The sequence below is a fragment of the Mycobacterium sp. GA-1199 genome, assembly GCF_001500045.1.
GTDB lineage: Bacteria > Actinomycetota > Actinomycetes > Mycobacteriales > Mycobacteriaceae > Mycobacterium.
Map to the genome: position 1 here is coordinate 78795 of NZ_LQIX01000056.1, position 13767 is coordinate 92561.

13 protein-coding genes and 2 riboswitches are annotated in these 13767 nt (G+C 68.5%); of the genes, 7 read left to right on the plus strand and 6 right to left on the minus strand.

Going from position 1 to position 13767, the window contains the following annotated elements:
* Positions 1–3: 3 nt before the first annotated feature.
* From AU198_RS25005 to AU198_RS25015, 3 genes are all read right to left on the minus strand, one after another.
* The gene (locus tag AU198_RS25005; protein WP_064351284.1) at positions 4–915 is read right to left on the minus strand and encodes an LmeA family phospholipid-binding protein; all 912 of its coding nucleotides are present in this window, start codon (positions 913–915) and stop codon (positions 4–6) included.
* Positions 912–1727 carry a carbon-nitrogen hydrolase family protein gene (locus AU198_RS25010; RefSeq protein ID WP_064351285.1) on the minus strand — a complete coding sequence of 272 codons (816 nt, stop codon included), beginning with the start codon at positions 1725–1727 and terminating at the stop codon, positions 912–914. The genes AU198_RS25005 and AU198_RS25010 overlap by 4 nt, the downstream gene beginning before the upstream one ends.
* A gap of 101 nt (positions 1728–1828) precedes the next feature.
* Entirely contained in the window at positions 1829–2971 is a 1143-nt protein-coding gene (locus AU198_RS25015) for an agmatinase family protein (protein WP_064351286.1), read from the minus strand.
* Positions 2972–2981: 10 nt separating this feature from the next.
* Positions 2982–3045: riboswitch (guanidine-III (ykkC-III) riboswitch) on the minus strand.
* A 117-nt stretch (positions 3046–3162) separates the two neighbouring features.
* Positions 3163–3264: riboswitch (guanidine-I (ykkC/yxkD leader) on the plus strand.
* 23 nt (positions 3265–3287) lie between these two features.
* Here AU198_RS25015 and AU198_RS25020 point away from each other — a divergent pair.
* Positions 3288–4826 carry a high affinity choline transporter 1 gene (locus AU198_RS25020; protein WP_064351287.1) on the plus strand — a complete coding sequence of 513 codons (1539 nt, stop codon included), beginning with the start codon at positions 3288–3290 and terminating at the stop codon, positions 4824–4826.
* 6 nt (positions 4827–4832) lie between these two features.
* On the opposite strand, the gene AU198_RS25025 is transcribed toward AU198_RS25020, so the two are convergent.
* Positions 4833–5615: a hypothetical protein gene (locus AU198_RS25025; protein ID WP_064351288.1), complete on the minus strand. Its 783-nt coding sequence runs from the start codon at positions 5613–5615 to the stop codon at positions 4833–4835.
* A gap of 72 nt (positions 5616–5687) precedes the next feature.
* The gene (locus AU198_RS25030; protein ID WP_064351289.1) at positions 5688–6194 is read right to left on the minus strand and encodes a DUF2505 domain-containing protein; all 507 of its coding nucleotides are present in this window, start codon (positions 6192–6194) and stop codon (positions 5688–5690) included.
* Positions 6195–6220: 26 nt separating this feature from the next.
* Between AU198_RS25030 and AU198_RS25035 the strand changes: the two genes are divergently transcribed.
* Both AU198_RS25035 and AU198_RS25040 read left to right on the plus strand, forming a co-directional pair.
* The gene (locus AU198_RS25035) at positions 6221–7276 is read left to right on the plus strand and encodes a UDP-N-acetylmuramate dehydrogenase (protein ID WP_064351290.1); all 1056 of its coding nucleotides are present in this window, start codon (positions 6221–6223) and stop codon (positions 7274–7276) included.
* Positions 7277–7291: 15 nt separating this feature from the next.
* Positions 7292–8578: a L,D-transpeptidase gene (locus tag AU198_RS25040; protein WP_064351291.1), complete on the plus strand. Its 1287-nt coding sequence runs from the start codon at positions 7292–7294 to the stop codon at positions 8576–8578.
* An 85-nt stretch (positions 8579–8663) separates the two neighbouring features.
* Here AU198_RS25040 and AU198_RS25045 read toward each other — a convergent pair whose 3' ends face one another.
* Positions 8664–9419 carry an SDR family oxidoreductase gene (locus AU198_RS25045; protein ID WP_064351292.1) on the minus strand — a complete coding sequence of 252 codons (756 nt, stop codon included), beginning with the start codon at positions 9417–9419 and terminating at the stop codon, positions 8664–8666.
* Positions 9420–9603: 184 nt separating this feature from the next.
* Between AU198_RS25045 and AU198_RS25050 the strand changes: the two genes are divergently transcribed.
* The 4 genes from AU198_RS25050 (at position 9604) to AU198_RS25065 (ending at position 13689) form a co-directional block, all read left to right on the plus strand.
* Positions 9604–10953 (plus strand): ROK family protein, encoded by a 1350-nt coding sequence (locus AU198_RS25050; protein ID WP_064351397.1) that lies wholly within the window; start codon positions 9604–9606, stop codon positions 10951–10953.
* Between the two features lie 36 nt (positions 10954–10989).
* Entirely contained in the window at positions 10990–12318 is a 1329-nt protein-coding gene (mshA, locus tag AU198_RS25055) for a D-inositol-3-phosphate glycosyltransferase (RefSeq protein WP_064351293.1), read from the plus strand.
* Complete coding sequence (locus tag AU198_RS25060; protein ID WP_064351294.1) at positions 12315–12818, plus strand: type III secretion system chaperone family protein; 504 nt, start codon at positions 12315–12317, stop codon at positions 12816–12818. The genes mshA and AU198_RS25060 overlap by 4 nt, the downstream gene beginning before the upstream one ends.
* A 109-nt stretch (positions 12819–12927) precedes the next feature.
* A complete protein-coding gene (locus AU198_RS25065; protein WP_064351295.1) occupies positions 12928–13689 on the plus strand; it encodes a phosphoglyceromutase in 762 nt (253 codons plus the stop codon).
* Positions 13690–13767 lie beyond the last annotated feature (78 nt).

Genomic DNA, 13767 nt, shown 5'->3' on the forward strand with positions numbered 1-13767 from the left:
CGGTCACAGCGCGGCGAAGCAGGGATCCTGCTGATCCTTCGGGATATCGGCGTTCCGCGTCGAGAACCGGCTCACCACACCGTCATCGGTGACTTCCACCGAGTCGGCCTTGATGTTCATCGGGTAGTTCTTCGTCAGCTCGGAGGTGAACGCGTCCAACGCCGGCTGCACGGCTTCGCGGGGCAGCGTGAAACCCAGACCGGTCAGTTCGATCACCTGCAGCGAGATCCCGCCGTCGACGACCGCCGGCCGGGCCCGGATCGAGCCGAGCGCGCCTTCCAGCTCGATCGTGTCGTCGGACGGGTTGGTCGTGACACCGCTGACGAACGCGCCGATGAGCGGAATCGAATCGGAGATGGTCTGTTGGATGCCCTGCGACGACCAGTTGATGTCGGCGACGAGTGAGCCGACGGTGCCGCCCGAGGTGGCGGTGTCCTCGAGGCGGACGTCCTTGATGGTCAATTCGACCTTCATGCCCTTGGCGTCGCGGATCTGATTGCCTGCGGTCTCGATGTGGATGTTCGTGTAGTGGCCGGACATGTGCTGGATCAGGAACGGCGGCATGACGCCGAACGATGCGCTCGCCTCGTCTTCGACCACGCATGACGTGACACCCGCGACGACGTCGTTCGCGCGCTTCCGTGCGTACAGTTCGCCGGCGAGCACGCCGGCCAGCACCAGGGCCACCACGATGACGACCACCAGCACGATCGACAGCGGATCGCGCAGCAGGCTCCTGAGCTTGGACTCCGAGGGCGGTGGCTCGCTTCGGCCCGGTTCATTGGCTCCATGGGGTCCAGGCGGCGGCCCCTGCGGCGGCGGGCCCTGCGGCGGGGGAGCCTGGTCCTGCTGTGGCGAGGGGACCTGGCCCTGCGGCGGCGACGGCTGGTTCGGGCGGGCCCACGGGTCAGTCACGAGCGCGATTCTGCCTTACCGCGACGAGCAAAGTCCGCGCGGTTGCGCAACACCGCGACCGTCTCGCGCACCTTGCGCCCATCCTCCAGGTCGATGTCCGTCACCAGCAACTGCGGGTCGTCGCCCGCACTGACCAGCACGTCACCGGTCGGAGACGCGACCAGGCTGCCTCCCACGCCGGTCGGACCGAGCGCCGCGATGTCGGGTTCGGGACAGGCCTGGTCAACGGCGGCGACGAAGCCGGTCGTGTCGATCGCGCGGGCCCTCGCCAGCAACGTCCACTGGTCGAGTTTGCCCGGACCACTGCCCCACGACGCGTGCACGGTGATCAGTTGCGCACCCCGTTCGGCCAGCTCGACGTAGAGCTCGGGGAAGCGGACGTCGTAGCACAGCGTCAGCCCGACACTCACGCCGTCGACCTCGATCAGGACCGGTTCCCGGCCGGGCGCGACCGTCTTGGACTCCTGGAACCCGAACGCGTCGTAGAGGTGGATCTTCTCGTAGTGCGCGTCGATGCCGTCGCCGGCGGCGATCAGCGTGTTGAGAACCCGGCCGTCACCCGAAGGCACGAACATGCCCGCGACGACGACGATGCCCGCCCGCTCGGCGATGGCCCGCACGCCCGAGGCCCACGGCCCGTCGAGCGGTTCGGCGACCGGGGCCAGCGGCACCCCGAACCGGCACATCGTGGCCTCGGGGAACAGCACCATCCGGGCGCCAGCGTCGGCGGCGCGGCGGGTGTAGTCCTCCACGACCGCGAGGTTCGCCGACGGGTCGGTGCCGCTGAGGATCTGCGCGAGGGCAATCCGCATGGGGCCCAGCCTACGGCGCTGCGCCGAAACTGCGGTTTCTGACGGAAACAGGGCGAATTTCGTCAAATAGCGCAGTCTCGGCGAGCTCAAAGGGGTGTCGGCTATGGCCCCCAGGCCGGGCGGGGCAGCGCTGCGGCCTTGTTGCCCAGCTTGCCCGAGCGCACCTGCGCGGCGAGGCTGTCGAGAATCACCCGCGAACTCAACAACGCGGTCTGCTCGGCCCAGTCGTACGGCGGTGAGCATTCGACGACCTCGATACCGGCCAGCCCCGGCTCGGACACCATCTTGACGAGGTTCAGCGCCTCGCGCGGCAACAGTCCGCCGGGCTCGGGCCAGCCGGTGCCCGGAACGAACCCGGCGTCGATCACATCGATGTCGAAGGACAGGTACACCGCCTTGGCGTCCTTCCACGCGATCTCCAGCGCCATCTCGGCGATCTTCTCGACACCGACCCGCTCGACGTCGCCGACCGTGATCACCGTCGACTGCCGCTCGCGCCCGACCTTGACCCCCGCCCGCGGTGCCTGCCATCCGCCGATACCGATCTGCACCAGGTTGGTGGCGGGTGCGTTCTTGATGTTGGTCGCGTGGAACCACGGCGTGGTGTGCATGCGCTCGTCGAGGTCGGTCTCCTGCGTGTCGACGTGGCGGTCGAAATGGATGATCCCGACGTTGCCGTCCAGGTACGGGGCCATCCCGCGGATGGTCGGGAAACCGATCGAATGGTCGCCGCCCAGCACGACGGGCATCACGCCCTTGCTCACCACATGCGCCATGGCCTGGCTGATCTGGTCGAAGGATTTCTCCAGATTTCCGGGGATCGTGAACACGTCGCCGATGTCGACCATGTTGAGCTGCTCGCGCAGATCGACGCCGGACTCGTAGTTGTAGGTGCCGAACAGGTTGGTGGAGCGCCGAATTCCCTGCGGACCGAAGCGCGTTCCGGGACGGTAGGTGGCGCCGGCGTCGAGAGGCACGCCGAAGATCGCGACCTCCGCGTCGTCGACCTGGCTCACGTCCTCGACGAACGGACACTTGAGGAAGGTGCCCCGCTCGCCGGCGAAGTGCGGCAACTCGCCGCGGACGAACGTCGAGATGCGGCGGTCGTTGATCGTCGGGGCGGCCTCCAGCCCGAAGGTCAGGCTGCGTTCGATCTCCTCGCGTTCACGGCGGTCGGACAGGCGGGCCTCGGCCTGCTGAGCCCAGGCGCCCTCGGCGTTGAGGGGTTGGTTGCTTTCGGTCACGGGTGCTCCTGATGTGCCGTCTTGTCGCTGACCGGGTACGGCACACTCGTCCGGGGAGCCGACATGGCTCCTGCGGGCATTGTTGATCCGAAATGGTCGATGCGCTACTCGAATCGAAACAAAGCGTTAACACCGGACGCGGTCGGCCGTAACGCCGCGACGTTTATCTGGTCGACGACTCACAGGTGACTGTGAGGCGCGCCTAGGGTTCCGCCGCAATCATGCGGGTCTGGTCCGAGAGGTGCAGGCGGACTGCGGCGTCCGTTCCACGGCGGGAGAAAAGCCCGGGAGACTCCATCGCGCATAGGAGCTCCAGATGATTCTTCTCGGTGTGGCGGTCAGCATCGTCGTCGTCGTGGCCGTCGGTTTCTACGTGTCCAAACGCATCGAAGGCGACAGCTCGAATTTCCTTGTCGGCGGCCGCATGTTGCCCTACTGGCTGATCGGTGGCGCATTGATGGGCTCGGCCGTCGACACCAACGCCACGCTGGGCAACACCGACCTCGCCTACGAGTTCGGCTTCTGGGCGGGTGCGAGCCTGCCGCTCGGCCTGGCACTGTGCCTGACCATCACGGGCGTGTTCTTCGCCAAACCGATGAACCGCATGGGGTTGACGTCGTTTCCCGATTACTACCGTCTGAGATTCGGCCGGTCGGTCGAGGCCGGCGCCTCCGCGCTGCTGGCGGTCGGATTCTGCATGCTGGTGGCGGGCAACCTGGTCGCGGGTGGCTTCCTGTTCAACTACTTCCTGGGCATGCCGTACTGGCTGGGCGTCGTGCTCATCGCGGGAATTGCGGTGGCCTACACCGGCACCGGTGGGTTGATCGCCGACGCCTACACCGCGATCATCCAGATGTCGCTGATCCTGATCGGTGCGATCGGGATGCTGGTGTGGATGGCTTCCACGCACACCCTCGAAATCGCCGACGGCACCGGGCCGCTGGCGCTCGGGCAGTTGTCGGACCCGGCGCAGGGCGCGGTGATCAACTGGGCCACGTTGCTCGCGCTCGGCATCGGCGACATCGTCGCGATCGACTTCATGCAGCGGGTGTTCGCCGCCAAGTCGCCCACGAGCGCGCGCCGCGCGTGCTTCGTCGCGGCCACCGGCACAGTCGCGATCTGTGTGCCGTTCGGCCTGGTGGTGTTGGCCGCCAAGACGTTCCTGCCCGACGACATCGACGGCCCACCACTTTTCGTGCTTCTCGGCGAATACGCTCCGACGGTGCTCACCGTGATCGTGTTGTGCGGACTGGTCGGCGCCTCGATGAGCACCGCCAACGGGGCGATCCTGGCGATATCGAATGTCTGCGTTCGCAACCTCGGCGGTATCCGGCGTGTCCACGTGCCCGGCCAGCGCGACCCGCTGCTGCGTGCGACCCGTATCGCGATGGTCCCGATGACGGTGTTCTCGATCGCGTTCGCGATCTACGTCAAACAGACGGGCATCCTGCTGACCCTCGCGTTCGACCTGCTGCTGGCCTGTTTGGTCGTGCCCTTCATCCTCGGGCTGGTGTGGCGGCGGGGCACCACCGCCGCGGCGATCGCCGCGATGGGTGTGGGATTGGTTGTCCGGCTCGTCCTGTTCATGCTGACGCCGACGATCTACGGCGTCGACAACACCATCTTATACGTCCGAAACGACCTCGTGCCGGCGAGTTTCGACGGTTGGCCGACGTTCATCGCGTTCGCCGCGGCAATCGTCACCTACCTCGCCGTGTCGCTGATGACCCGACCGGCGCATCTGCGGGGGCTGGACATCCAGTTGGCCAAGGACGTCGACGACGCGCTCGATGCGACCGCAGAAGAGATCGAGCACGGCGTCCCGGTGTTGGCAGGAAAACCCGGACCGGCGTAGCCGGGCTCAGGTCGGTGCGACGGTCGGCCAGGGTACGGTCAACACCCCGTCGCGCATCCGCCGGCGCGCGGGTACGACAGGAAAACCGCTGTCGTGCAACAGTTCCAGCATCGCGCGCCACCGCACCCGCGGGCCGAACACCCCGTGCCCCGCAACGCTGGCCCACGCGCGGTCGGCGGCGCTCAGCAATGCGTGCACGGGCTGACCGTCGACGTTGTGGTGGATCAGTGCCTTCGGCAGCCGCTCGGCCAGATCGGACGGCCGTTCGATCGCGAACGGGTCGCACGCCAGCGTCAGGCTCACCGGACCGTTCTCGTCCAGCAGAATCCAGCAGGCTCGGCGGCCGAGTTCGTCGCAGGTGCCGTCGACGATCAGGCCACCGGTCGCGAGCTGTCGCTGCATCGTCGACCACGCCTCGTGCACCGCTTCGACCGGGTACTGCCGCAACACGTTGAACGCCCGCACCAGGACGGGCCGCAGCCCCGCCAATTCGAAACCGCCGAGGCCGAACTGCACCACCCGGGACTCCGCCGCCTGCGCCGTCTGCACGCGGTCGGGATCGATCTCCAGGCCCACGACGCGAATGTCGTTGCGCACCACCCGCAGCCGTGCGGCGAGCTCGAGCGTCGTCACCGGCAAGGCGCCGTAACCGAGATCGATGACCAGCGGATCCTCGGCAGCCGCCAGCGCGGCCCGGACCCGCGGCGCGTGCACGAGCCAGCGGTCACTGCGGCGCAACCGGTTGTAGCCGGTGGTACCCCGTGTCAGCTGACCGATGGGCCCGCTCATGGTTCCGAGTCTATGGTCCGCCGGCGGTTCTGCGTCACCGCGCTCGGCGGCACCGCCACCTGACGTTACGCCTCAAGCGTTTTCGGCGATCCACAGCGTCGTGAAGTGCTGTTCGGCGATCAGCAGGTCGACGAGCTGACCGCCGATGAAGTTCTCGATCTTGCCGCCCACCAACGGAACCCGCACCTCCACCTCGACGGTGAACTGCAGCCGCGACCCGCCGCCCGCGGGGGCCAGCACCGCCGTGCCCGTCAGGTTCGCCGGCGCACCGGGGATCGACCCCTTGACCGTCGCGGTGGACTTCCCGTCGAACACCGGGCTCCACCTCTCCTCGCGCACGAAGCTCAGGTCCCCGCGGTGGAACTGGGTCACCACACCGGGCAGCCGGTCGGCGCGCAACGTCTGCGTCGTGACGACGTCGATACCGCCCTGGTCGTCGAGGACCATCGAGTCCAGCGAGTACATGTCGGCGCCGGAATCCGTCAGCCGCGCGAGCCAATAACGCCCGTCGCCGAACGCCCGGTGGACCTGCTCGACGGTCCCCCCGTATTCGGCGGCCATGTCGAATGAGCGCGGCATAGCTGGTCAGGCTACCGTTACCGCCCGTGGTCGGTTCGCAGCTAGGGGGTGCCTCCGTCGAGGAGCGGGTACCGCTTGCGCCCCTGACCACGCTGCGGATCGGACCCGTCGCACGGCGGCTGATCACCTGCGACACCACGCAGAAGATCATCGACGTGGTCCGCGCGCTCGGCCCCGCCGCCGACGCGCTGGTTCTCGCGGGTGGTTCCAATGTCGTGTTGTCCGACGAGCTGACCGACCTGTCGGTGATCCATCTGGCCAACACCGAGATCACCGTCGACGGCGAGGTGCTGCGCGCCGAGGCCGGTGCGGTGTGGGACGACGTCGTGGTCACCTCGCTGGCCCACGGTTTGGGTGGCCTGGAGTGCCTCTCCGGGATACCGGGATCGGCTGGGGCCACACCGGTGCAGAACGTCGGAGCGTACGGCGCCGAGGTGGCCGACACCATCCGGCGGGTGCGGCTGCTGGACCGGCGTACCGGCGACGACCGCTGGGTCGAGCCGCAGACGCTGCGGTTCGGCTACCGCACCAGCGTGCTCAAACACGCGCACGACGCGATCGTGCTCGAAGTGGAGTTCGCGTTGGATCCGGCCGGCCGCAGCGCGCCGCTGCGCTACCGGGAACTGGCCACCGCGCTGGGCGCCGAGCAGGGCACGCGCGCCGATCCGCTCGAGGTTCGCGAGGCGGTGCTGGCCTTGCGGTCGAGCAAGGGCATGGTGCTCGTTGCCGACGATCACGACACCTGGAGCGTGGGCTCGTTCTTCACCAACCCCGTCGTCACGACCGCGGAGTTCGACCGGGTCCGCGCCTCGGTCGACGGACCGGTGCCCAACTATCCGGCCCCCGCCGGGGTCAAACTCGCCGCGGGCTGGCTGGTCGAGCAGGCCGGGTTCGGTAAGGGATATCCCGGCGACGGCGCCGCGGCCCGGCTGTCGACCAAGCATGCGCTGGCGCTGACCAACCGCGGCGGTGCCACCACCGCCGAGGTGATCGCGCTGGCCAGGACGGTACGCGACGGCGTCCGAACGAAATTCGGGATCGAGCTCACAGCCGAGCCTGTCCTGATCGGGTGCTCGCTGTAGGTACGCTCGATTCACGTGAGTACAGCAGAACCCCTACCGCCGGGGTTCACCCGGCGGCGCGCCTTGGCCGCATTCGCGGTCGGTGTTGTCGCGCCGGGCGTGCTGGCCGCCTGCAGCGATAAGAACGACGGGTCGCCGCAGGGCGATGACGCGGCCTCCGCCCCTTCGCTGAACTTCGAGCCCGCAAACGCCGCGACCGACGTCTCGCCGACCGGGCGCGTCGGTGTCCAGGTCACCGACGGCTGGTTCCAGCGGGTCTCGCTGACTAACCTGGACGGGAAGGTCGTCGCCGGCACGCTCAATCGCGACCGCACCGAGTTCACGATCACCGAACCGCTCGGCTACGGCGTTCAGTACACCTGGAAGGGCTCGGCCGTCGGCCGCGACGGCAAGGCGGTGCCCATCGAGGGCTCCTTCTCCACGATCAATCCCAGCACCCAGGTGAGCGGCCGCTTCCAACTCGCCGACGGCCAGGTCGTCGGCGTGGCGGCGCCGATCATCATCCAGTTCGACGGGCCGATCAGCGACAAGGCCGCGGTCGAAAGGGCGCTCGAGGTCACCACCGATCCGCCGGTCGAGGGCAGCTGGGCGTGGCTACCCGACGAGGTCGGCGGGTCCCGTGTGCACTACCGCACCCGCGAGTACTACCCGGCCGGCGCCAAGGTGAACGTCGACGCGAAGCTCTACGGCGTGCCGTTCGGCGACGGGGCCTATGGCGCGCAGGACATCTCGCTGCACATCGAGATCGGGCGCCGTCAGGTGGTCAAGGCCGACGCACCGTCGCACCGCATCCAGGTGCTCGACGGGGCGGGCGCGGTGATCATGGACTTCCCCTGCAGTTATGGCGAAGGCGATCTGGACCGCAACGTGACCCGCAGCGGCATCCACGTCGTCACCGAGAAGTACGCGGACTTCTACATGACCAACCCGGCCGCGGGCTACGCCAACGTGCACATGCGCCACGCGGTGCGCATCTCCAACAACGGCGAGTTCATTCACGCCAACCCCGCGAGCGCGGGCGCACAGGGCAGCAGCAACGTCACCAACGGCTGCATCAACTTGTCACCGGCCGACGCCGAGCAGTACTTCAACAGCGTGATGTACGGCGATCCCGTCGAGGTCACCGGGACGCGTATTCAGCTGTCCTACGCCGACGGCGACATCTGGGACTGGGCCGTGCCGTGGGAGGAGTGGAAGGCGATGTCGGCGCTGTCGGACGAGAAGGCGCCCGATATGCCGAGCACCGCGCCGGCAACACCGTCGGGTGCACCGGAGGCGGTGAACGGCCGCCCGGGCGGGTGATCACATTGTTCGCCGAACGTGGGTTACCCGCACGCTTCGCGGCGCGCGGCGTGACGCGAGCCCACACTGGGCGACGGCCAGGACGCTACTTACGGTTGAACCGCGATCCGCTGGCCCCGCTGACCTGATCGCGCGGCCGGACCACGATCAGGTCCAGGTCGACATGCGACGGTCGGCTGGCGACGAAGCCGATGATCTCGGCGATGTCTTCGGCCACCAGCGGAGTGACGCCTTCGTAGACTTTGGCAGCGCGGTCCTCGTCGCCCTCGAACCGGTTCAGCGAGAAGTCCGTCTTCACCATGCCGGGCGCAACTTCGGTGAGCCGCACGGGTTTTCCGAGCAGCTCGCTGCGCAGCGTGCGGTGCAGCACGCCCTGCGCGTGCTTGGCGGAGGTGTAACCGCCGCCGTTGTCGTAGATCTCCACCGCCGCGATCGAGGTGACGGTGACGATCAGGCCGTCGCCCGACGCGATCAGTTTCGGCAGCAGTGCGCGGGTCACCAGCAGCGTGCCGAGGACGTTGACCTCCCACATCCAGCGCCAGTGCTCGGTGACGGCCTCTGCGACCGGATCGAGCCCGAGGGCCCCACCGGCGTTGTTGACCAGCAGGTCCACCCGGTCCACCGCCGCCGCCAACGCCGACACCGCATCCTCGGATGTGACGTCCGTCACAATCGCGGTGCCGCCGATCTCATCGGCCAGGGCCTTGAGGGGGCCCTCGCGCCGGGCCACGCACACTACGTGAAAGCCTTGTGCGGCAAGAGTTCTCGCGGTCGCCTCGCCGATGCCGGCGCTGGCGCCGGTGACCACCGCGACACGACCGTCAGCCCCAGAAGTCGTCATCTGCCCAACTCTAATTGCGTGCTAAGTTCGCCGAGTGTTGTCCAGTCAGGCCTGTATGCGGTGTGCGTGTTGTTGTTGCACGCCTCGCCGCGCCTGACTGTTCGTAGACGACATCGCTGTCCTGCTGAATCGCCGGGTGTGGCCCGAATACCCCGCCGGCCGAATTCCCCCCAAGGACAAGCAGATGCGTACTTCCTCCACCGCCACCCTCCCCGCGAACACTGCCGTGCGCAGCACGCAGCACGCCAAGCGCGCGCTGAAGCCCGTAACCGGCCGGTACCCGCAGGCCCGCACGCGGATCGTCGCACCGTCGCTGAAGGTCGCCGACGCGGCCGCCGCCTCGGTGTTCAGTGCGGCCCGCCTGCGCGGACCCATCGCCCGTGATGTCATCGCCCAGGTCACCGGGCTGAGCATCGCGACCGTCAACCGCCAGGTCACCGCACTGCTCGAGGCCGGTGTGCTGCGGGAACGCGCAGACCTCGCGGTCTCCGGAGCGATCGGCAGGCCCCGGGTGCCCGTCGAGGTGAATCACGAGCCGTACCTCACACTCGGCGTCCACATCGGCGCGAAAACCACCAGCATCGTCGCCACCGACCTGTTCGGCCGCACCCTCGACGTGGTGGAGACCCCGACCCCGCGGGGCCCGCAGGCCGCGGCGCTGACGTCGCTGGCCGGCAGCGCCCGCCGCTACCTGAGTCGCTGGCATCGCCGACGGCCGCTGTGGGTCGGTGTGGCGGCCGGCGGCGTCGTCGACAGCACGACGGGGTACCTGGACCACCCGCGGCTCGGATGGTCGGACGCACCTATCGGGCCGGTGCTCGCCGAGGCGATCGGACTGCCGGTGTCGGTCGCCTCCCACGTCGACGCGATGGCGGGCGCCGAACTCCTGCTGGGGGCGCGCAGGCAACCGTCGCCCACGTGGCCGGAAACGCTGCTCGCCCCAGCGGGCACGAGCCTGTACGTCTACGCCAGGGAGACCGTCGGCTACGCGCTGTCCATCGACGGGCGCGTGCACTCCCCCGCCAGCGGTCCGGGCACCATCGCCGCGCTGCCCGCACACTCCGAATTACTCGGCGGCACCGGCCAATTGGAGTCGACCGTCAGCGACGAGGCGGTGCTGATCGCCGCTCGCAGGGCGCGCATCATCCCGCTCGAGGGGCCGGGCTCGACGATGCAGGCGCTGCTCAAGGCCGCCCGTCAGGGCAGCCGGCCGGCGCAGGAACTGCTGGCCGAGCGCGCCCGGGTGTTGGGTGAGGCCGTGGCCCTGCTGCGCGACATGCTCAACCCCGACGACCTCGTCGTCGGCGGTCAGGCGTTCACCGAGTACCCCGAAGGCATGGCCACAGTGGAAGCCGCGTTCGCGCAGCGGTCGGTGATGCCCGCCCGCGAGATCCGGCTCACCGTATTCGGCAACCGCGTCCAGGAGGCCGGCGCGGGCGTGGTGTCGCTGGGCGGGTTGTACGCCGATCCGATCGGGGCCATGCGGCGCGCGCAACTGCGCAGGCCCGATGCCAGGCCGGAGGTCCCTGCGTAGCGGGGCGCATCGGGCCGACGGTGTAGACATGTCTGTGTGCGCCTAGCAACGGACCCGTCCCGTTCTGATGCCGCCGGACTTCCGGTACCCAGGCGCGTCGCCGTGCTGTCGGTGCACACGTCGCCGTTGGCCCAGCCCGGCACCGGCGACGCGGGCGGCATGAACGTCTACGTGCTCCAGAGCGCCCTGCAGATGGCTCGCCGCGGTGTCGAAGTGGAGATCTTCACGCGGGCGACCTCCTCGGCCGACCCGCCGACCGTGCGGGTCGCTCCCGGTGTGCTGGTCCGCAACGTGGTCGCCGGTCCGTTCGAGGGGCTCGACAAGTACGACCTGCCCACCCAGTTGTGCGCGTTCACCGCGGGGGTGCTGCGCGCGGAGGCGACGCACGAACCGGGCTACTACGACATCGTGCATTCGCACTATTGGCTGTCCGGTCAGGTCGGCTGGCTGGCCCGCGACCGCTGGGCGGTGCCGCTGGTGCACACCGCCCACACGCTGGCAGCGGTCAAGAACGCGGCGCTGGCCGAGGGCGACTCACCCGAACCGCCGCTGCGTGCGGTCGGGGAGCAGCAGGTCGTCGACGAAGCCGACCGGTTGATCGTCAATACCGAACACGAAGCGCGGCAACTGGTTTCGGTGCACAACGCCGATGCGTCGAGGATCGACGTGGTGCATCCCGGCGTCGACCTCGAGACGTTCACACCCGGGGACCGACTGGCCGCGCGTGCCGCGCTGGGACTCGACACCGGCGAGCAGGTGGTCGCGTTCGTCGGGCGCATCCAGCCGCTCAAGGCGCCCGACGTCGCGCTTCGCGCCGCGGCCAAACTGCCCGGCGTTCGCGTGCTGGTGGCCGGCGGTCCCTCCGGCAGCGGATTGCAGGCTCCCGACGGGCTGGTTCGACTGGCCAACGATCTGGGTATCTCGGACCGGGTGACATTCCTGCCGCCCCAGTCGCGCGAACAGCTGGTCAACGTGTACCGCGCCGCCGATCTGGTGGCCGTGCCCAGTTACTCGGAGTCGTTCGGCCTGGTCGCGGTCGAAGCCCAGGCATGCGGAACGCCGGTGGTGGCCGCCGCGGTCGGTGGGTTACCGGTCGCGGTGCGCGACGGTGTCACCGGGGCACTGGTCGACGGGCACGACGACGGCGACTGGGCGCACGCCATCGGCGACGTGCTGAGCCGTGCCGACAGCCTCAGGCCCGCGGCCGCGGCGCACGCGGCGACGTTCTCGTGGGCCCGCACCGTCGATGCGCTGCTGGCCAGTTACGGCCGCGCGATCGCCGACTACCGGGCGCGCCATCAGATGCGCGACGGCGTGCGTCGTACCGGCCGGCGGTTCACGCGGCGGCGGGGGGTGCGCGCGTGAATTCCAACGCTGCGAAGGTCATCGAGGAGGCGTGCAAGGAGAACGGCCTGGTCTGCTCGTATCACGAAGGTGCGCATGGCGGGTTGCCCGGCATCATCGTCGAACTGCCCGGCGAGCGACGGCTCAAGACCAACACGATCCTGTCGATCGGCGAGCACTCGGTGCGCATCGAGGCGTTCGTCTGCCGCAAACCCGATGAGAACCACGAGGGCGTCTACCGGTTCCTGCTCAAACGCAACCGCCGTCTCTACGGAGTTGCGTACACGCTCGACAACGTCGGTGACATCTACCTCGTCGGGCGGATGTCGCTGGAATCGGTCACCTCCGACGAGGTCGACCGGATTCTCGGTCAGGTGCTCGAAGCCGTCGACAACGACTTCAACACCTTGTTGGAGTTGGGCTTTCGCTCGTCCATCCAGAAGGAGTGGGAGTGGCGGGTGTCTCGCGGTGAGTCGCTGAAGAACCTGCAGGCATTCGCCCACCTGATCGACGACGACTGACCCTCTCACTCAGACCGACGTTTTGGCGGGTTTTTCCGTCCGGAACCCGCCATTTCGTCGGTCTCGGGACGGGGCGTGGCCGATCCGTCTGCCGTGAGAGGATTCCACCATGTCTGATTCCCGGGGTGACTGCACGCTGATCCTGCTCCGCCACGGCGAGAGCGAATGGAACGAGAAGAACCTGTTCACCGGCTGGGTCGACGTCGACCTGACCGAGAAGGGCCGCGCCGAAGCGGTGCGCGCCGGTGAGCTGATCAAGGAACTCGATCGCCAGCCCGACGTGGTCTACACCTCGCTTCTGCGCCGTGCCATCACCACCGCGAATCTGGCCCTGGACAAGGCCAACCGGCACTGGATCCCGGTACACCGCGATTGGCGGCTCAACGAGCGCCACTACGGCGCGCTGCAGGGCCTCAACAAGGCCGAGACCAAGGAGCGCTACGGCGACGAGCAGTTCATGGCGTGGCGGCGCAGCTATGACACGCCGCCGCCACCGATCGAGCCGGGTAGCACCTACAGCGAAGACGGCGATCCGCGTTACGCCGACCTGCCCGGCGGCCCGCCGCGCACCGAATGCCTCAAGGACGTCGTCGAGCGGTTCGTCCCGTACTACACCGAGACGATCGAACCGGACCTGCGCGCGGGTAAGACCGTGCTGATCGCCGCGCACGGCAACTCGCTGCGCGCCCTGGTCAAGCACCTCGACGGCATGTCCGACGAGGACGTCGTCGGGCTCAACATCCCGACCGGCATCCCGTTGCGCTACGACCTGGACTCCGATCTCAAGCCGAAGATCATCGGCGGCACCTATCTGGATCCCGAGGCCGCGGCCGCGGGCGCCGCGGCAGTCGCCTCACAGGGCGCCAAGTAGTGCGTCAGCCGTCCCAAGCGAACGGGCGGTGAACAGCGGGGGTCCGGAGCCCGAATTTCGGTGTTTCGGTATGTGAGT